At 71.1% G+C, this 16824-nt stretch carries 21 protein-coding genes; 9 read left to right on the forward strand and 12 right to left on the reverse strand.

Annotated elements, in window-relative coordinates; all coding sequences use genetic code 11:
• Both Ate02nite_RS30275 and Ate02nite_RS49055 read left to right on the forward strand, forming a co-directional pair.
• Nucleotides 1-588 carry a universal stress protein gene (locus tag Ate02nite_RS30275; RefSeq protein WP_239147805.1) on the forward strand — a complete coding sequence of 196 codons (588 nt, stop codon included), beginning with the start codon at nt 1-3 and terminating at the stop codon, nt 586-588.
• Nucleotides 533-838 carry a universal stress protein gene (locus tag Ate02nite_RS49055; protein WP_239147806.1) on the forward strand — a complete coding sequence of 102 codons (306 nt, stop codon included), beginning with the start codon at nt 533-535 and terminating at the stop codon, nt 836-838. Before Ate02nite_RS30275 ends, Ate02nite_RS49055 begins: the two co-directional genes overlap by 56 nt.
• A 52-nt stretch (nt 839-890) precedes the next feature.
• Here the strand turns inward: Ate02nite_RS49055 and Ate02nite_RS30280 are convergent, their stop codons facing one another.
• From Ate02nite_RS30280 to Ate02nite_RS30305, 6 genes are all read right to left on the reverse strand, one after another.
• Complete coding sequence (locus Ate02nite_RS30280; RefSeq protein WP_203811253.1) at nt 891-1220, reverse strand: hypothetical protein; 330 nt, start codon at nt 1218-1220, stop codon at nt 891-893.
• A gap of 64 nt (nt 1221-1284) precedes the next feature.
• Nucleotides 1285-1902 carry a CBS domain-containing protein gene (locus tag Ate02nite_RS30285; RefSeq protein WP_203811254.1) on the reverse strand — a complete coding sequence of 206 codons (618 nt, stop codon included), beginning with the start codon at nt 1900-1902 and terminating at the stop codon, nt 1285-1287.
• 4 nt (nt 1903-1906) lie between these two features.
• Complete coding sequence (gene gap, locus Ate02nite_RS30290; RefSeq protein WP_203811255.1) at nt 1907-2917, reverse strand: type I glyceraldehyde-3-phosphate dehydrogenase; 1011 nt, start codon at nt 2915-2917, stop codon at nt 1907-1909.
• A gap of 30 nt (nt 2918-2947) precedes the next feature.
• On the reverse strand, nt 2948-5656 hold the full coding sequence (locus Ate02nite_RS30295) for a cation-translocating P-type ATPase (RefSeq protein WP_203811256.1): 2709 nt from the start codon (nt 5654-5656) through the stop codon (nt 2948-2950).
• 91 nt (nt 5657-5747) lie between these two features.
• Entirely contained in the window at nt 5748-6746 is a 999-nt protein-coding gene (locus tag Ate02nite_RS30300) for a zinc-binding alcohol dehydrogenase family protein (RefSeq protein ID WP_203811257.1), read from the reverse strand.
• Between the two features lie 27 nt (nt 6747-6773).
• A complete protein-coding gene (locus Ate02nite_RS30305; RefSeq protein WP_203811258.1) occupies nt 6774-7226 on the reverse strand; it encodes a universal stress protein in 453 nt (150 codons plus the stop codon).
• Nucleotides 7227-7439: 213 nt separating this feature from the next.
• Here Ate02nite_RS30305 and Ate02nite_RS30310 point away from each other — a divergent pair, with 213 nt between their 5' ends.
• The 5 genes from Ate02nite_RS30310 to Ate02nite_RS30330 all read left to right on the forward strand — a co-directional run bounded on the left by Ate02nite_RS30310 (nt 7440) and on the right by Ate02nite_RS30330 (nt 10604).
• Nucleotides 7440-8276 (forward strand): universal stress protein, encoded by an 837-nt coding sequence (locus Ate02nite_RS30310; protein WP_203811259.1) that lies wholly within the window; start codon nt 7440-7442, stop codon nt 8274-8276.
• Between the two features lie 232 nt (nt 8277-8508).
• The gene (locus Ate02nite_RS30315; RefSeq protein WP_203811260.1) at nt 8509-8706 is read left to right on the forward strand and encodes a DUF1918 domain-containing protein; all 198 of its coding nucleotides are present in this window, start codon (nt 8509-8511) and stop codon (nt 8704-8706) included.
• 19 nt (nt 8707-8725) lie between these two features.
• On the forward strand, nt 8726-9562 hold the full coding sequence (locus tag Ate02nite_RS30320; protein WP_203811261.1) for a universal stress protein: 837 nt from the start codon (nt 8726-8728) through the stop codon (nt 9560-9562).
• A gap of 100 nt (nt 9563-9662) precedes the next feature.
• Complete coding sequence (locus Ate02nite_RS30325; protein WP_203811262.1) at nt 9663-10253, forward strand: DoxX family membrane protein; 591 nt, start codon at nt 9663-9665, stop codon at nt 10251-10253.
• A 150-nt stretch (nt 10254-10403) separates the two neighbouring features.
• Nucleotides 10404-10604 carry a hypothetical protein gene (locus tag Ate02nite_RS30330; protein ID WP_203811263.1) on the forward strand — a complete coding sequence of 67 codons (201 nt, stop codon included), beginning with the start codon at nt 10404-10406 and terminating at the stop codon, nt 10602-10604.
• Between the two features lie 106 nt (nt 10605-10710).
• Here the strand turns inward: Ate02nite_RS30330 and Ate02nite_RS30335 are convergent, their stop codons facing one another.
• From Ate02nite_RS30335 to Ate02nite_RS30360, 6 genes are all read right to left on the reverse strand, one after another.
• The gene (locus tag Ate02nite_RS30335; protein WP_203811264.1) at nt 10711-11211 is read right to left on the reverse strand and encodes a flavodoxin domain-containing protein; all 501 of its coding nucleotides are present in this window, start codon (nt 11209-11211) and stop codon (nt 10711-10713) included.
• 129 nt (nt 11212-11340) lie between these two features.
• Nucleotides 11341-12666 (reverse strand): universal stress protein, encoded by a 1326-nt coding sequence (locus Ate02nite_RS30340; RefSeq protein ID WP_203811265.1) that lies wholly within the window; start codon nt 12664-12666, stop codon nt 11341-11343.
• Nucleotides 12663-13238, reverse strand: coding sequence for a nitroreductase family protein (locus Ate02nite_RS30345; protein WP_239147807.1), 576 nt, complete (start codon nt 13236-13238; stop codon nt 12663-12665). Before Ate02nite_RS30345 ends, Ate02nite_RS30340 begins: the two co-directional genes overlap by 4 nt.
• A gap of 323 nt (nt 13239-13561) precedes the next feature.
• Complete coding sequence (locus Ate02nite_RS30350; protein WP_203811266.1) at nt 13562-13726, reverse strand: hypothetical protein; 165 nt, start codon at nt 13724-13726, stop codon at nt 13562-13564.
• A gap of 21 nt (nt 13727-13747) precedes the next feature.
• On the reverse strand, nt 13748-14629 hold the full coding sequence (locus Ate02nite_RS30355) for a universal stress protein (RefSeq protein WP_203811267.1): 882 nt from the start codon (nt 14627-14629) through the stop codon (nt 13748-13750).
• A 110-nt stretch (nt 14630-14739) separates the two neighbouring features.
• The gene (locus Ate02nite_RS30360; RefSeq protein WP_203811268.1) at nt 14740-15426 is read right to left on the reverse strand and encodes a CBS domain-containing protein; all 687 of its coding nucleotides are present in this window, start codon (nt 15424-15426) and stop codon (nt 14740-14742) included.
• 166 nt (nt 15427-15592) lie between these two features.
• Here Ate02nite_RS30360 and Ate02nite_RS30365 point away from each other — a divergent pair, with 166 nt between their 5' ends.
• Together Ate02nite_RS30365 and Ate02nite_RS30370 are read left to right on the forward strand one after the other, a co-directional pair.
• Nucleotides 15593-16063, forward strand: coding sequence for a universal stress protein (locus tag Ate02nite_RS30365; protein ID WP_203811269.1), 471 nt, complete (start codon nt 15593-15595; stop codon nt 16061-16063).
• A 289-nt stretch (nt 16064-16352) separates the two neighbouring features.
• Nucleotides 16353-16781 carry a universal stress protein gene (locus Ate02nite_RS30370; RefSeq protein ID WP_203811270.1) on the forward strand — a complete coding sequence of 143 codons (429 nt, stop codon included), beginning with the start codon at nt 16353-16355 and terminating at the stop codon, nt 16779-16781.
• Nucleotides 16782-16824: the final 43 nt, after the last annotated feature.

Here is a 16824-nt window from a genome sequence, read left to right on the forward strand (position 1 = left end):
ATGAACACCCGCAAAATCATCGTCGGGTACGACCGCTCCGCCGACGCCAAGAACGCCGCGCGGTGGGCGCTCGACGAGGCGGAACGCACCGGCGCGCCGGTCGAGCTCTTCTTCGCCTACGAGTGGCCGGTCTGGATGCCCTCCGCCCCCTCCGTTCCGGCCGGAGCGGCCTGGCCGGACAGCGAGACCGACCAAGCGATCAAGCAGGTGATGCAGGCCGCCCTCGCGGAGGCGAGGCGCACCCATCCCACACTCACCATCACGGCCAAGACCCTCGACGGGATCGCGGCGCTCGCTCTCGTCGATCGTTCCGCCCGGGCCGCGCTCGTCGTGCTCGGCAGTCGCGGGCACAGCGCCGTCACCAACCTGCTCGGCTCGGTCGGCGTCGCGGTCACCGCACACGTGCACTGCCCGGTGGTCGTCGTGCGCGGACAGGAAGACTCCAATGCCCCGGTGGTGGTCGGCGTCGACGGCTCCGGCTCGTCCGAGGCTGCGCTCGCGTTCGCGGCCGAACAGGGCCGCCACGCGTGGCGTGGCTCTGCGGGTCGTTCAGGCTTGGAAGCCCCAGGCGCCGCCGATCCCCGATGAGGAGAAGCGGCACCTGGACGACCTGATCGCCGGATGGCGAGGGAAGTACCCAGACCTCCCGATCTCGGTGGAGCTGGTCACCGAGCACCCGGCCGCCGCCCTGACCACGGCGAGCGCCGGGGCCCAGTTGCTGGTGGTCGGTTCGCGCGGCCGTGGTGCGCTGCGGGGCATGCTGCTGGGATCGGTGAGCCAGCACCTGCTGCGCCACTCCGTCTGCAGCATCGCGGTCGTGCACGAAGTCACGGCCTGACCGCAGTTGGCCGGCCCGGGGAGGCTTCTCCGGGCCGGCCTCTTCATTTCTGTCAGTCTGCCGAAGGCAGCACGACCAGCGGGCAGGACGCGCGCCGGGCCACTGCCGCGACCGCCGCTGCGGTACGCGCGTCGCCCGGCGCGCTCAGCACAGCCAGGCAGCAGGTCCGAGTGGCGGCGGTGAGGCAGATAGCCGGGTCGAGGTCACCGCGGACCGACGTCGACACGGACACGCCCGGATACTTCCCGGACCAGCACTCGAGCACGTCGCCAAGGACCAGACGGTCACCCTCGGACAGTACGGAAGCCACCACCCGCAGGGGCACGGTTCGGCGTTCGGCCTCGTCGAAGGCCACGCGCAACACGTCCTCGGCGGATGTCACGGCCAGAATGCCGGCGAGGACGGGCCCGGTCGTGCCGGCCCGTCCCGCCTCCGGCCGGGACATGTCATCCGCCGTTCGGCCGGGTCGCGCCCAGGTCGACGGCGGCCACGCCGGGCACCGTGCGCGCCAGCACCACGACGATTCCCTGCTCGGGGTCGTCGTCGAAGACGCCCGTGAGGTGAGCGATGCCGCCCTGCACGGTCGCCGCCCAGCGGTGGCCACCCGCGTACTCGTCGAGCCGGTGCTGCACCTCGGCGGTGAGCACTTCGTCGCTGCGGACCATGGCGCGCAGGATGTCGCGGCGGCTGATGATGCCCAGCACCACGCCGTCCTCCACCACCGGCATGCTGCGCACATCGGTCTCCAACATCGTTCCGGCGACGTCGGCGACATCGGCGTCCGGCCGGGTGGTCAGTGGGTCCGACGACATGACCTCGGCGACCATGCCCGGACGGTTGGCCGGGTCGGTGTCGGGCAGCCGGTTGAGGTGCGCGGTCGGGTCCGCGGGCACCCGGTGCCAGAGCAGGTCGCTTTCGCTGACCATGCCGACCAGCCGGCCGGCCCCGTCGACCACCGGAAGCGCCGTCACCGCGTTGGCGGTGATCAACTGGGCGGCGCTCTCCACCGTCGCGGTCTGCGCCACGGTGTGCACCGGGCTGGTCATGATGTCCTTGGCACGCATGACCTCACCTCCGCGACATCTGCTTCGTCAGATCGACGAGGCGGTTGGTGTAGCCCCACTCGTTGTCGTACCAGCCGAACACCTTCACCAGCCGGCCCCGCGCCTGGGTCAGGCGGGCATCGAACACGCAGGAGGCCGGGTCACCGACGATGTCGGTGGAGACCAGGGGTGCCTCGGTGTAGCGGATGATGCCCTGCATGGGGCCAACGGCCGCGGCCGCCACCGCCGCGTTCACCTCTTCGACGGTGACCTCCGTGCCCAGTTCGAGCGTGAGATCGCTGATCGAGCCGTCCACCACGGGAACCCGCAGTGCGACGCCGTCCAGCCGGCCGGCCAGTTCGGGCAGGACAAGTCCGACGGCCTTGGCCGCGCCGGTGCTGGTCGGGATGATGTTCACGGCCGCGGCCCGGGCCCGGCGCGGGTCCTTGTGCGGTGCGTCGAGGACGTTCTGGTCGTTGGTGTAGGCGTGCACGGTGGTCAGATAGCCGTGTTCGATGACGAAGGCGTCGTTGAGCACCTTGGCCAGCGGTGCGACGCAGTTGGTCGTGCAGGACGCGGCCGACACGATCTGGTGCCTGATCGGGTCGTAGGACTCGGCGTTGACACCCGGCACCAGGGTGGCGTCGACACCCTTGCCCGGAGCGGAGATCAGCACCCGGTCGGCGCCGGCCTTGAGGTGCAGCGCCGCGTCGTCGCGGGTGCGCAGCCGGCCGGTGGCCTCGATCACGAGGTCGACGTTCAGGCTGCCCCAGGGGAGCGCCTCGGGTGACCGCTCGGTGAACGTGGGGATGCTGTGCCAGCCGACGTTGAGCAGGTCGCCGTCGTGGCCGACCTCGGTGTCCAGGCGGCCGAAGGTCGAGTCGTACTCGAGCAGGTGAGCGAGCATGCCGGTGTCGTACAGATCGTTGATGGCCACCACCTGCAAACCCGCGTTGGCCATGTCCTTGGCCATCAGGCGGCGCAGGTAGTTTCGGCCGATGCGGCCGAAGCCGTTGATCGCGATGCGGTAGGTCATGGTGGTCCTCCAGCCTCCAGTACTCTCCCTTCAGCCTCTCGCTGTGGAGGACTTCGGGGCAGAGCCTAAGGTCCCACGTGGACGGGTCCTCCTACCGCGCCACCGGTACACCTCGTCGGCCGCCCAGACGATCAGCGGGAACGGCAGCAGGAAGGCCAGTTCGGCGGGCCCCAGGGCGGCCGTGCTGAAAATCGGCTGCAGCGGTGGCAGATAGATCAGTACGGCCGCGAAGACCAGCTCGAACGCGATGCCCGCCAGCAGCAACCGGTTGCTGAACAGGCCGATCGAGCGCAGCGACGCGTGGTCGGTGCGGGCCGCGAACGCCGTCCCGATCTGGCAGGCCACGATCCCCGCGAAGGTCATGGTGGTGGCCCGTCGATAGTCCCCGCCGGACAAGCCGGCCCCCGGGTGCCAACCGGCCCGCCACAGTGCCCAGAAGTACCCGGCCGTGACCAGGACGGCGGACACGACGCCGAGCAGGCCCCAGGCTCGCAGCAGCAACCGCCGGTCGATGACGCCCTGCCCCGGCGGGCGTGGCGGCCGATCCATCAGGCCCGGCTCGGCGGGTTCCCGGCCGAGTGCCAGCGCGGGCAGGGTCTCGGTGCCGAGGTCGATGGCGAGGATCTGCAGCACGGTCAGCGGCAGCGGTACCGCACCGCCGGACATTGCGAAGATCAAGAACGGGACGATCTCCGGTACGGCGTGCGCGAAGATGTAGAGCACGAACTTGCGGACGTTGTCGAAGACCCGGCGTCCCGCGTCGACGGCTCGTACGATCGTGGCGAAGTTGTCGTCGGTGAGCACCATGGTGGCCGCCTCCCGGGCCACGTCGGTGCCCGAGCGGCCCATCGCGACCCCGATGTCCGCGTGCCGCAACGCCGGGGCGTCATTGACTCCGTCCCCGGTCATCGCCACGATCTGGCCGCCGGCCCGCAGCGCCTCGCAGATGCGCAGCTTCCCCTCCGGTGAGGATCGGGCGAAAACGATCTCGCCCGGGACCGCCAGCAGCTCGTCGAGTTCGGCCTCGGTCATCCGGTCCAGCTGGTCGCCGGTCACGATCCGCCGCCCGTCCCCACCGATTCCTACCTGCCGGGCGATCTCGGCGGCGGTCGGCCCGTAGTCACCGGTGATCACGTGCACCCGGATGCCCGCGTGATGAGCGGCCGCGACGGCCTCGGCCACGCCCGTGCGCGGCGGATCGACCATCGCGATCAAGCCGAGCAGCAGAAGATCACGCTCCGCCGCGGTACGGTCCGCGGGCGGCGCCGGAACCTGCCGCGTCGCGACGGCGAGCACCCGGAGTCCGGTGGCGGCGTACCGGTCGACCGCCGCGGACAGGCTCGCTCGCGCGGCGTCGGACAGGGCGCCAGTCGTGCCGTCGGCGGCCAGGACTCCGATACATAGCGGCAGCACCGATTCCACGGCGCCTTTGGTGTGGACGAGATCTCCATCGAGGGTGGACATCCGCTTGAGCCTGGCGTCGAACGCGTACAGCGCGCCCCGTTCCCGGTCCCGGTCGGCCGCGTGCACCGGCGCGCCGAGGTCGGCGGCCAGCCGGAGCAGCGCCCGTTCGGTCGGATCGCCGGTGCCGCCGGCTGTGCCGTCGCCGCTTTCGCGTGCCGTCGTGCACCGGGCCGCCGCGACGGCGAGCCGCCGGCCACGCGGATCTCCGGCCTCGATCTCCGCGCCGGGCAGCCAGAGCCGGGTGACCCGCATCCGGTTCTCGGTCAGCGTGCCGGTCTTGTCGGTGCAGACGACCGTGGTGGCGCCGAGCGTCTCCACCGCGGACAGCCGCTTGACCACCGCGCCGTCGCGCGCCAGCTCCCGGACACCGGCGGCGAGGGCCAGCGTGATCGTGGGCAGCAGCCCCTCCGGCACGTTCGCCACGATCAGGCCGATCGCGAAGCTGATCGCCGCGGCCCAGCCCAGGCCGGCCACCACGCCGATCGGCAGGAAGGCCGCACCGGCCGCCACCGCCGCGATCGCGATGATCCAGGTGGCCCGCCGCACCTGCCGTTCGAGCGGACTCGGATCGGTTCGTCCACGCTGCGACAACGCCGCGATGCGGCCGATCTCGGAGTGCATCCCGGTGTGGATGATCACGGCCCGGCCCTGCCCCGCGACACACGCCGTACCGCTGAAGATGAGTTCCCGTGCCTCGAGCAACGGCCCCGGCACCACCTCGGCGTCGGCCGCCCGCCCCGCGGGCACCGACTCGCCGTTGAGCGCGGAGAGATCCACCGACAGGTCGCCCTCGATCAGCCGGGAGTCGGCGCAGATGCGGTCACCCTCGGCGATCTCGATGACGTCACCGGGGACCAGCTCACGCGCCGGTACCTCGGCGAGCAGGCCGTCCCGCAGAGCTCGCGCGGTGGCGGGCAGGTAGGCGGCGAGCGCCTCGACCGCCCGCTCGGCCTGCCGCTCCTGCACGAACGCGAAGCCCGCGTTGAGCGGGATCACCGCCACGACGGCCAGCGCCAGCGCCGGGGTGCCCCCGAACCAGGCGAGCACAGCGGCGACCATGAGCAGCACGGCGAGCGGCTGGGTGAACTGGGCGAGTAGCTCGGCCGGCCAGGACCGGCCGCGCCGCCGGGACAACTCGTTGGGCCCGTACACGGTCAGCCGGCGAGCCGCCTCCCGGGCACCCAGACCGTCGGCCGACGTGCGCAGATCACGAAACAGCTGGGGTGGAGGCCGGCGTCCGTCAACGGCGACGGGCTCAGCCAGGGTCTCGGTCATAACTCCAGCGTTCGCGCCCGCGTCCGCGGACGGGCAGGGCCGACCGCCCACACACCGCGGACCTTCGGCCCTGCGGGTGACGGCGCCGCCGTCATGGCAACAGGACGGCCGCTCCGGTGACCCGGCCGGCCGCGAGGTCGGCCAGGGCGTCGGCGGCGCGGTTCATCGGGTACGGCGTGACCGCGACCTGAAGACGATGGCTTGCCGCGAACGCGAGCAGATCCCGGCCGTCCTGCCGGGTGTTGGCGGTGACGCTGCGAACCGTTCGCTCCTGGAACAGGTCACGCTCGTAGTTCAGGGCCGGGATGTCACTCAGGTAGATGCCGGCGATCGCGAGCGTGCCGCCTCGGTCGAGGCCTCGCAGCGCCACCGGCACAAGATCACCGACCGGTGCGAACAGAACCGCCGATTCCAGCGGTTCAGGCGGCTCGTCGTACGCGTCGCCGGCCGAGACCGCGCCGAGTTCGAGCGCGAGTTTCCGGGCCTGTTCCGAGCGGGTGAACACGTGCACCCGCGCTCCCTCGGCGATCGCGACCTGCGCGGTCAGGTGGGCCGACGCGCCGAAACCGTAGATGCCGAGCCGGCCGCCGGGCGGCAGATCAGCCCGGCGCAACGCGCGGTATCCGATGATGCCGGCGCACAACAGCGGTGCGAGCTCCGCGTCGGAGTAGCCGTCGGGCAGGCCGTACGCGAAATCCGCCGGCACGGTCGTGAAGTCGGCGTACCCGCCGTCGGCGTCCCAGCCGGTGTAGCGCGATTCGGGGCACAGGTTCTCCGCGCCGGCCCGGCAGAACCGGCATGTGCCGTCCGTGCCGCGCAGCCAGGCGGCACCGACCCGATCGCCGGCCCGGAAGCCGGTCACCCCGTCCCCGCTCTCGAGCACGTGGCCCACGATCTCGTGGCCGGGCACGACGCGGGGGCGGTGCACCGGGAGCTCCCCGGTGACCACGTGCAGGTCGGTGCGGCAGACACCGCACGCGTCGACGGCCACGAGCAATTCGCCGGGCGCCGGCCGGGGCACCACCATCGGCACGCGAATCAGCGCACGCCGGATGTCGGGTCCGGGTTCCTTGACCTGCCAGCCGAACATGCGGCACCTCCAGATCTCCGGATTTACTCAGTGCTTGCCCCGCACGACCACGACCGGGCAGTGGGCGTGCTGGACGCACAACTGACTCACCGAACCGAGCAGTGTGCCGGCGAACGCGCCGTGTCCCCGCGAACCGACCACGAGCAGGGCCGCATGGGCCGAGGCGTCGATGAGCACCTGCGCCGGATGCCCGGGCAGCACGATCTCATCCACCTCCACCGGCGGCGGATCGAAGCCGAGCACCTCCTGCACCGTGGTGCTGAGAAGTTTTCCGGCGGCGGCAGCGAGATCGTCGTACGGAATCAGGGTCAATCCGGTGTAGGCCGGCACCTCCCAGGCCGCGATGGCCCGGACCCGACCTCCGGTGAGCCGCGCCTGGTCCAGAGCCCACCGCAGGGCCGCCCGGGACGGCGGGGAGCCGTCCACGCCGACCAGGATGTCGGTCTGATGGCCATCGTTCAGGTGCTCATCGCGTGACATCGCAACCTCCTCACGACCGCTCTTTGGACCACTTTCGTTCCCGGAACGGCGCGCCGCACAGGGTCCTTCGACAGGTATCCCGATGTGCCGGCCAGATTCTCGGTTCCAGCGCTTGCCGTGGTGACGCATCCACCGCCGTCGTCGTCGGGGACCAACGCCCCTGACGGCGGGAAGGACCCCCGGGGATGCTGACGTCGAGCGAAGGGAGCTGTCATGGAGATCTACGAAGGAGCACCGGTCGTGATCGGGATCGACGGTTCGCCGGACACTCCGGAAGTGGTCCGGGTAGCCACTCGCGAGGCAGCACTCCGGCATCGGAATCTGCGACTCGTCCGCTGCGTCAGCTGGCCACCGATGGGCTGGAGCACTGCTGCCGGGCCGGCGCTGCGATCCCGCCGGGAAAGCCGGTCGCTGGCCGGTAAGGATTTGGCCGAGGCCGCCGGCCTCGCCCGCCGGCTGGTCCCGGAGGCGGGTGTCGTTTCGGAGATCGTCGACGGCTCCCCGGCCGCACAACTGCTGGCGGTGGCCGACGGCGCCGTGATGCTCCTCGTGGGCGGGCGCTCGGCGAACACCGAGCTCATCACCCGCTGTGCCTGCCCGCTCATCGTCGTGCACGGTCATCAGGACCCGTACGGCCCCGTCGTGGTCGGCGTTGACGGCTCCCCCGGGTGTGCTTCCGCCTTGGACTTCGCCGCGCAGGAGGCATGTCTGCGGAACGTCGAGCTGATCGCGCTGCACACCTGGACGGGCAGCGACGGCACCGAACTGAACGCCGGCCTACCCGTGAGCCGCCAATTCGGGTCCGGTGAGGAGGAGCAGCAGCGAGTGCTCGCCGAGGCGCTCGGTGGAATTGCCGTACATTTCCCGGACCTCGCGGTCCAACGCGTCGTGCGTCGCGGATCCGCGCGCCGGCAGCTGCTCGAACTGTCCTACTCGGCCCAACTGGTCGTCGTCGGCGGCCTGCTGCCGGGCTGGGTCAGCCGCCAACTTCTGCTACGCGCCGGCTGCCCGGCCGCGGTCGTTCATCCCGCGCATGCACTCGGAGCGTGAACCGAGGTGATCCATAGTGTGTCCCACGCGCCGCTGACCGGCACCGCGGGTCACCGAACGACGTCAAGGTAGATGCGACCCGGCAGGAGGCCGCGTCACCGGCAGTGCTGATGGCCACCGGACCCACCGGCTCAAAGAGGCACATCGGCCCTGCCCCAGTTCGCCAATGCGTGGGACCCTCGCGACAAGAGGACCGCCGGCCTCGCGGCCGGCCCAGCTCCGGGAGGCAGAGATGATCGCGCACGTCGGTGATCGAATCGTTGTCAAGGGAATCCATGTGGGCGCGGCCGTGCGGGTCGGCGTCATCACGGCGCTGCGGCACGCCGACGGCACCCCGCCGTACGAGGTGCGGTGGCTGGACGACGGGCACATCGGACTCATCTTCCCGGGCCCGGAGACGCATATCGAGCTGCCCGCCGCGCCACGGTGAAAGGCGGAGGTGGTTCGCCATGAAGTCCCGCGCCGTCGTCGTGGGTACGACCGGTAACGCCGTCAGCACCGCCGTCGTCGATTGGGCAGCCGATGAGGCTCGGTACCGCCGACTGCCGCTGCGCATCGTGCACATCCTCGAATGGGATTCCGGTCAGGCGCCGGAGTCCGGCAGCGGTTCCTACGTCGAGCGGGTGTGGTCCGCAGCCGCCGCGGCGACCAATGCCACGGCGGCGCGGGCCCGGGACATCGCCCCGGGCCTCGAGATCACGGCGGACACCCTGGCCGGACATCCGGCCGGCCGGCTGCTCGAACTTGCCCGGGACGCGGAACTCGTAGTCCTGGGGCACCGGGGCAGCGGCGGTTTCGCCGGTCTCCTACTGGGTTCGGTCAGCCTGCGTGTCGCCGCACACGCGCCGTGCCCGGTGGCGGTCGTCCGTGGCCTCCCGAACCGGGACGGCCCGATCAGCGCCGGCGTCGACGGCTCGCCCGCCACGGCCCAGGTTCTGGAAACGGCCTTCGCCGCCGCGGCCGCGCGCGCGGCACGCCTGGTGGTCGTGCGCGCGTTCGCTCCGGCGATGCAGCCGTGGCCGGCGGAACTGAAGCAGGCCGAGGCCGCTCGACTGGAAGAACAACTCAAATCCGAACGCCAGAGGTTCCCCGGCGTGCCGGTCGAGATCCAGCTGACCCATCGGAGCATCACCTCCGTCCTGGTCAGTGCGTCCGTCGACGCGCAGCTGGTGATCGTGGGGAGCCGTGGCCGGGGCGCCCTGCGCGCGGCTCTGCTCGGGTCCACCGGACGGCACGTGCTGCAGCACGCGCAGTGTCCGGTCCTCGTCGCCCGGCCGCTCTGCTGAACAGGACTTAGGTCCCGAACCTTCGGGCCGTCGGGCTCCTTTGCTCCAGCTGCCAGCCGTGCATCGTCATAGGTACGGATATCGATCGAGGAGGGACATCATGACAACCATCGGCCGGGGCACCGCCGCGCACCTCGAGAAGGTCGAAGCGCCCGGCTCCATGCTCACCCACACTGCCGCGAGGACACTCGCCGTCCTGCGCATCTCCACGGGCTTCGTGTTCCTGTGGGCGTTCTTCGACAAGACCTTCGGCTGGGGCTACGCCACCCCGTCGGCCCGGGCCTGGATCAACGGCGGCTCCCCCACCAAGGGCTTCCTGTCCGGCGTCGAGGTCGGACCCACCTGGCTCCAGGACTTCTTCCACAACATCGCCGGCGCCGGCTGGGCGAACTGGCTGTTCATGCTCGGCCTGCTCGGCATCGGCCTCGCCTTCGTCCTCGGTATCGGCATGCGCATCGCCGCCGGCGCGGGCGTCGCGATGATGGCCCTCATGTGGATCGCCGAATGGCCGCTGGACAAGACCACGGCCGCGGGCGAGCCGAGCGGCTCTACCAACCCGGTCACCGACTACCACTTCATCTACGCCCTCGCCGGCGTGGTCCTGGCCCTGACCTACGCGGGACACACCTGGGGACTCGGCCGCTGGTGGGCTTCCCTGCCCCTCGTGCAGAAGAACCGCTGGCTGATCTGACCGAACTGTCCCGCGCCGCCCGGCCACTACAGGCCGGGCGGCGTGCTTGGCGCATCCGGTTCGGGCCGCAATGCCCTCAGCGCAGGCCTACAGCGGGAGACCGAGCGGATACGGGCGCTGGCCGCCGCCAACGACCCTCGGTATCGCCGGATGCCGGACCGCGATCTCGGAAGGACCGCCCTGTGGCGCCGGCGGCTGACGGGCGCGGCCCAGGCCCTGCGCCGGTCCGAGGAGAAGAACGAGCGGCAGGCCCACACCTACCTGGCCTTCGTGGGCTTCCGGCGCAACGCGAACTCCCCCAGACCAAGCACACGGTTGAGCGGTACGGGTAAGGCCATCATCGGCGGCTGACGCGACGACCGGCGGCACGCTCATCAACTCGGCAGCCGTGGCGGCCCGCGCCTTTGCCCGAGGGACGCCGGCCGGTCCTTCAGCGGCGGGATCGATGGGCTCGCCGTCAGGACGCGGTGATCTCGTCGGCCAGGCCTCGCGCCCAGGCGCGTACGCGGCCGGGGTTGCGGAAGTCGCCGGCATGTCCTTCCCGAGCGAGCTGGCGGGCGACGTGGCCGAGCCAGCCGTGCGCGTCGGTGGTCATCCGGCCGCCGAACGTCTGGTGTTCCCGGGCGCCGAGCTCACGCAGGGCCGTCTCGGCGTGCCGTACCGGCGGCACCGGCCCGGTATCGGCCGAGACGTCCAGCGGCCCACTGCTGAACAGCCAGACCGGGCGGCCGGTGAGCCGCTGCGAGAACCGCTGCACGAATCGGCGTGCGTCGGCGTGCCAGCCGTACGCGTAAAGGGCGGAACCGAGAATCACCGCGTCGTACTCCGCGACGCCAGTGACCTCACCCGCCGGTACGAGACTGACCGTGAGTCCCGCGGCCTGCAGTTCGTCGGCGATCCAGGCGGCGATCTCACCGGTGCCGCCACCGGTGGTGCCGTAGGCGACCAGGACGCGCATAATCCCTCTCCAACTCAGTCGACAAGGAACACAGGGCAGTAGGCGCGCTGGATCACCGACCGTTCCGTCGCTCTTCCAGCACAGCCCTCGATGTCCGGGCTCGGCAAGGGCCGATAGTCACCGGCTGGGTCAGTTCAGCGGATAGACGATCCGCGTGCGGTAGTCGGACTCCCTGGTGTCTCCCGGCCCGGCGACGTACTCCTCCCACATGATCCGCGGTGGTGTCCGGGCGTGGTCGCCGAACCAGTTGGCGAGGAGGGCGTAGGTGGCCGGCAGGGTCGAGTACGGTCCGATGTGCTCGGCGCGGACGACCTGGCCGGCGGGAAGGTGCTCGACGGCGAGCCCGGGTGTTGCCGAGGGCTCGGCGGCGACCGGGAACCCGGCGGTCACGTCGAACACCTGGCTCCGCTCGTGTGAGTAGACGGCGGTCGGCGGGCCGGTGACCGTCGCGCCGATGTGGGCCAGTTCGGCGGCGACGGCCGGAATTGCCCGGCTGAAGAACGCCTCGATCTCCGCCGGGGCGACCCGCCCGCGCCGGCCGGCGACAATCCGGGCGGGTGCGGTGGTGATCTCGATCCGGTCGGTGGCGGTGGCATTCCCGGTGCGCTCGCGGACACGATGTGGCACCACGAGGACGGGACGTGCGGTGTGGTGCAGGGTTGCCATCGCGACGCTGCCGAGCAGGATCTCCCGGATCGCCGATCGGCCCCGGGAGCCGACGACCACCGCGGCCGCCTTGTGCTCGGTGGCCAGCCGGGCGAGCGCGTCGGCCACCGCTCGGCCGCTCGGGTGCCCGGCCAGCTCCTCGGCGGTGAGCGCCTCGTAACCCTCCGGTGCCGGTTGCTCCGGCGCTCCGTCGTGGACCGCGGCGAGAACGAGCCGGCGCCGGCCGAACAACTCCTCCGCGACGGCCAGCGCACGCTGCGCCCCCGGCGAGCCGTCCCAGCCGACCAGAACAGGCCCTGCCGTCAGCGACGCTCGCTCGTTGAGCAGCAACGGGTGCGGCACCACCAGGACCGGTCGGGGCGCGTAGTGCACGGCCATGTCGGAGACGCTGCCGAGCAGGGCGTGGGCGCCGCCGAGACCACGCGAGCCCAGCACGAGCAGATCGGGTTCGAGCTTCTCGGCGAGCTCGGCCAGTTGCATTCCTTCGCCGCCGTAGCCGCGTTCGACCAGCGGTTCGGCTTCCCAGCCAGCCGCCCGGGCCAGCGCGACACCCATGGTGGCGACGCGCATGGACTCGGCGGCGCCCTCCCGCTCCACCGCGGCGACGAAGTCGTCGACTCGCCGCGTGCCGTGCCAGAGACGGCGGCGCAGCGTCTCGTCGGCGAACGGGGGCACCCACAGGTAGGCGATCCGCGCGTGCGCCTGAGGCACCAGTGCGGCGGCCACCTCGATGGCCGCTCCGGCCGCGACGGAACCGTCGTAGCCGACAATGACCTGCAACGATGTCATTTCTTCTCCTCGGGTTCCGGCAGCAGCACCTCGGAGACCGGGCGCCGGGGCGTACGGCCGGCTGGATTGCCGTAGCCCACTCGCAGCACCATTTGCGCGAAGCGGCGGGCGTTCGGGGCCGCCAGGAGGCGGCGGACGGCCGGTATCTCGACCGGCTGACTGATCGGCGTGGTGGACAGGTCCTGCCAGGTCGCGGTGAGCAGCACCCGCTGCAGGGCTTGGCCGGCGCGCAGCCAGTCGGCGCGGTCGTCGCCGTCGGTGGCCAGCACCACGACCGTCGGATAAGGCTCGAATTTCGCGGTCTGGCGGGGCAGCTCGGACAGCTCTCCGAGGTCCCTGATCGGCATCGATTCGAGGGCGTCCCACGGTCCGACCGCCCAGCTCGGCACACCGTCGTGCCGGACCGTGGGGCCGGTCCAGCGGGCGAGCTCCTCCCGGTACCCGGGCCGCTCGCGTAACCGCCGGTCGGCCTCCTGGGCCAGGCCGAGGATCGCGTCGCGTCGATGATGTGCAGGCGGCGCGCCGGATCGGCGTACACCTCGATCCTGGGTCTTTCGATCCGGAACCGCCATGGCTGGCTGTTGTGCAGTGACGGTGCGGCGGCGGCCGTCCGGACGCAGTCGGCGAGGACCTTCCGCGACGGCGGAACGCTGGTGATGGTCATCGCTCCTCCCCACTTCGGGTGGCCTTTGTTCAACCAGACCTCGGTACCGGCCGGATCTTCCAGGGCCGTTGGTCCCGTGGAAGCCGTCCGGTCGGGTCGGTGGACCGTGAGGCCGGGTCCGTCTCCAGTGCCTCGCGGGCGAGACGGCCCAGCCTCCCGGCCATCGATGGCTTCCGGCCCCGCCAGACCGGAGCGGCCGCCGGCTCCTTCATCGAGTGGTGTTCCGCGCGGTTACTGCCGGCGGGGGTTACGGACGCGACTCGATCGGCCGAGCGCGCCGACCAGGTCGACGGCCAGGCAGACGAACAGCGCGATGCCCCAGCTGTTCCACGGTCCCCAGGACGCGACGTCCGGGGTGCCCTGCACGAGCCAGACGATCAACCAGATGACGGTCATGACGGTCTCCTCGGGCGGTTGTCAGTTCGGTCCCTCCGCCGATGGGCGGACGATGTAGACCGGGCATTCGGCGTGGTGCAGCAACTGCAGGCCGGTCGAGCCGAGCAGGGCACCCGCGATGACCCCGCGCCCGCGGCTGCCCACCATCACCAGCTGAGCCTGCTCGGACTGGTTGACCAGTGCGGATGCCACGCTCTCGTGGGTGAGCACCAGCTCGACCGACACATCGGGGAACTTGTCACGCCACGGTGCAAGCTGCTCCTCGAGCCGCGCCCGCTCCTCCGCCTCGGCGACCGGCGTAGGCACGTCGACGGCCTGCAGGCTCGCCATCCACAACGGAAGCGGCGGTAGGTAGGAACGGACGATCCGCAGCGTGCTCCCACGCCGGTCGGCAGCGTCGAACGCCGTCTCCAGCACGAGGTCGGCGGACGGTGAGTCATCGACGCCCGCCACCACCGGGCCGTCGGTGACATCACCCCGGCCGCGAACCACGACGACCGAACATTTGGCGTGGGTGGCCACCCGCTGGCTCACCGAGCCGAGCAGCAGGCTGCCGAAGCCGCCGCGCCCGCGGCTGCCCAGCACGATCAGGCGACTGTTCTCCGAGTCGGCGAGCAGCCGCGGTGCGGGGTTGCCGACTACCAGATCGTCGTCGATCTGCAGACCACGGTCGATCATTCGGGCCTCGTACGCGGCCTTCGCGGTGATCGCCTCGGCCTGACAGCGGGGCAGATCCAGGTAGTCCTGGCTCATGTCGTAGCGGGCCTCACGCCATTCCCAGTCGAAGACGTGGGTGACCCGGAGCGGGAGGTGGAGCCGGTGCGCTTCACGCGCCGCCCACCTCACCGCCGCCGTGCTCCAGTCGGTGCCGTCGGCGCCGACGATGATGGGATTGACTCTCATGACTGCTCCTCTCACGCTCTCTCTTCTGAGCGTGCGCCTTGCCCCTCGGCGAAAGCAGAGCATCGAGTCCTAGTTGGACGGGCTGGAGGTCCCTGACCGCGGATGACGGCTCACGCGGAACCGAAGCCGACACCGGTGCCCAGGTCGGCGGTGTCGTCGATGTTGAAGGAGATCCGGTCGACAACGTCGACCACCCCCGGGACGCGGCGCGCCATGTGCGCAACTCCCCTCGCCGTCGACAACCATTCGACCTCGCCCGTCAGGGTCGCCACTCCCTCGGTGACGGCCGCGGTGATCCCGGAAGCACGACCGTCGAACGCGCCGTGGAGCAGACTCTCCAACTCGGCCCCGATGTCGTCGTCCGGGCGCAGGTGCACCTTGAGCAGGTCACCGCGGGTCACGACCCCGATCAGCCGGCCGAGTTCGTCGGTCACCGGCAGCCGCTTCACCTTCTCGGCATCCATCTTGCGGGCCGCCGCAGCGATCGAGGTGCCGCTGAGCGCCGTGATCGCCGGTGCGCTCATCAGGCCGCCGGCCGTCCGGGCATGTGCCTTCCCCTTCGCTGCCCGGCGGCGCCGGCCGTCGAACAGCCGAGGCTCCTCGTTCCCGGCAAACTCGATCTTCCGGAGAAGATCGGACTCGCTGACCACACCAAGGACGCGGCGGAAGTCGTCCACCACGGGCACGGCGCTGAATCGGTGCTCGACCAGCATGTCCACCATCGACCGGTAGGAGGCGGCTTGGTCCACTGACACGACCGCCTCGGTCATCACGTCGTTAACAGTCCAGCTCTTCATCACGTACCTCCTTTGTCGCCTCACGGTAGGAGGGATTCGGACAGCCGGTGCAGAGTCTTAAGGCCCGAGGTTCCCGAACAGACGCGACCAATGGCCCTGTTCGCCCGGAGCGCGGCGCTCCACGGTGGAGGCGATAGCCAATCGGCGCACGCCCGGAGGGATCGTCATGACACAGCGGTATTTGATCGTGGTGGGAGTGGACGGATCGGACGGCGGACGACGCGCGCTGGACTGGGCAGTCCGAGAGGCCGGCGGCCGCGGTGGGGCCGTCGAGGCCGTCACCGCCTGGTCGTGGGACGGGCTCGAGTTCGGCCCGGTCACCGCGACCAGCCCGCAGGAGGCCGAAGGGCGGGCGACTCGCCTGCTCGACGACGAGGTCCGGGCCTTGGCCGTCCGGTGCGGTTCGCACGTGCCGGTCGCCGCCCGGGTGGTCGAGGGAAGCCCCGGCGAGACCCTGGCTCGCGCCGGCCGCACGGCCGACCTGCTGGTTCTCGGAAGCCACGGGCACAGCCGGATCCGGCACACCGTCCTCGGCTCGGTAAGCGAGGCATGCATCCGCACGGCGACCTGCCCGGTCGTGGTGATTCCGGTTCCGGTCCCGATGCCCGCCGACGCGGACCCGGTCCCCCGGCCGTGACCCGGGACAATGCGAACCGGGACCAGGCCGGGGCCGCCGAGAGAATCCGCGTGGGTCCAACGCCAAGCCGAAAATGAAGGACCAAATACTCTGACGGGTACGGCGGGACAGAGCCACGCTGGTAGGGAGCCCACCGACACTCCGGAATAACGACGACCGGGCCTGATGGACGGCTGATGCGCCCCCACGACCCACGTCGTCAAGACGGCACCGGTTGCTGCAGCCGGGTGCCGGTGGGCCCTCCAGGACGGAGGATCCCATGCGGGCAATCGCCACCATAGAGCCACCCGTGACGTCGGTCGGTAACGCGAGTCCGGTCGTCCTGGCTGCGATCGACGACGACGCCCACTGCGCCGCGGTTCTCGCCTGTTCCAGCGCTGAGGCCGCCCGGCTCGGACTCCCGTTACGGGTGGTGCATGTGTGGAGCGAACGGCACATCGGCAGGTACGGCGCCTCCGGCTGCACCGCGGACAGCGACCGGCTGCTGTCCCGCAGCGTCTACGACAACCTGGCCGCGGACGTGGCAAAGACGGTCGAGCGGCAGATCCTGCACGACGACGACCCGGCGCGAGCTCTCCGCGCACTGAGCCAGACGGCCGCAGTGCTGGTGGTGGGTGCCGGAAGCGGCGACGACATGGGCGAAACCACCCGGCGGCTCGCCGGCCGCACCCGCTGCCGCCTCATCGTTGTCCCGGCCGCGGGAGGCAAGCCGGCATGACCATCTTCCGCAGGATCCTGTGTGCGATCGGCCGGCATTCCGG

The organism is Paractinoplanes tereljensis (genome assembly GCF_016862435.1).
GTDB classification, from domain to species: Bacteria; Actinomycetota; Actinomycetes; order Mycobacteriales; family Micromonosporaceae; genus Actinoplanes; species Actinoplanes tereljensis.

What these genes read in the sequence shown, in the direction of transcription:
- Ate02nite_RS30300 (WP_203811257.1), bottom strand. Translation starts at nt 6,746, where the DNA reads ATGTTCGGCTGGCAGGTCAAGGAACCCGGACCCGACATCCGGCGTGCG.
- Ate02nite_RS30320 (WP_203811261.1), top strand. Translation starts at nt 8,726, where the DNA reads ATGAAGTCCCGCGCCGTCGTCGTGGGTACGACCGGTAACGCCGTCAGC.
- Ate02nite_RS30345 (WP_239147807.1), bottom strand. Translation starts at nt 13,238, where the DNA reads ATGGCGGTTCCGGATCGAAAGACCCAGGATCGAGGTGTACGCCGATCC.
- Ate02nite_RS30305 (WP_203811258.1), bottom strand. Translation starts at nt 7,226, where the DNA reads ATGTCACGCGATGAGCACCTGAACGATGGCCATCAGACCGACATCCTG.
- Ate02nite_RS30330 (WP_203811263.1), top strand. Translation starts at nt 10,404, where the DNA reads ATGCCGGACCGCGATCTCGGAAGGACCGCCCTGTGGCGCCGGCGGCTG.
- Ate02nite_RS30315 (WP_203811260.1), top strand. Translation starts at nt 8,509, where the DNA reads ATGATCGCGCACGTCGGTGATCGAATCGTTGTCAAGGGAATCCATGTG.
- Ate02nite_RS30340 (WP_203811265.1), bottom strand. Translation starts at nt 12,666, where the DNA reads ATGACATCGTTGCAGGTCATTGTCGGCTACGACGGTTCCGTCGCGGCC.
- Ate02nite_RS30275 (WP_239147805.1), top strand. Translation starts at nt 1, where the DNA reads ATGAACACCCGCAAAATCATCGTCGGGTACGACCGCTCCGCCGACGCC.
- Ate02nite_RS30365 (WP_203811269.1), top strand. Translation starts at nt 15,593, where the DNA reads ATGACACAGCGGTATTTGATCGTGGTGGGAGTGGACGGATCGGACGGC.
- Ate02nite_RS30325 (WP_203811262.1), top strand. Translation starts at nt 9,663, where the DNA reads ATGACAACCATCGGCCGGGGCACCGCCGCGCACCTCGAGAAGGTCGAA.
- Ate02nite_RS30360 (WP_203811268.1), bottom strand. Translation starts at nt 15,426, where the DNA reads ATGAAGAGCTGGACTGTTAACGACGTGATGACCGAGGCGGTCGTGTCA.
- Ate02nite_RS30350 (WP_203811266.1), bottom strand. Translation starts at nt 13,726, where the DNA reads ATGACCGTCATCTGGTTGATCGTCTGGCTCGTGCAGGGCACCCCGGAC.
- gap (WP_203811255.1), bottom strand. Translation starts at nt 2,917, where the DNA reads ATGACCTACCGCATCGCGATCAACGGCTTCGGCCGCATCGGCCGAAAC.
- Ate02nite_RS30310 (WP_203811259.1), top strand. Translation starts at nt 7,440, where the DNA reads ATGGAGATCTACGAAGGAGCACCGGTCGTGATCGGGATCGACGGTTCG.
- Ate02nite_RS30335 (WP_203811264.1), bottom strand. Translation starts at nt 11,211, where the DNA reads ATGCGCGTCCTGGTCGCCTACGGCACCACCGGTGGCGGCACCGGTGAG.
- Ate02nite_RS30295 (WP_203811256.1), bottom strand. Translation starts at nt 5,656, where the DNA reads ATGACCGAGACCCTGGCTGAGCCCGTCGCCGTTGACGGACGCCGGCCT.
- Ate02nite_RS30285 (WP_203811254.1), bottom strand. Translation starts at nt 1,902, where the DNA reads ATGCGTGCCAAGGACATCATGACCAGCCCGGTGCACACCGTGGCGCAG.
- Ate02nite_RS30355 (WP_203811267.1), bottom strand. Translation starts at nt 14,629, where the DNA reads ATGAGAGTCAATCCCATCATCGTCGGCGCCGACGGCACCGACTGGAGC.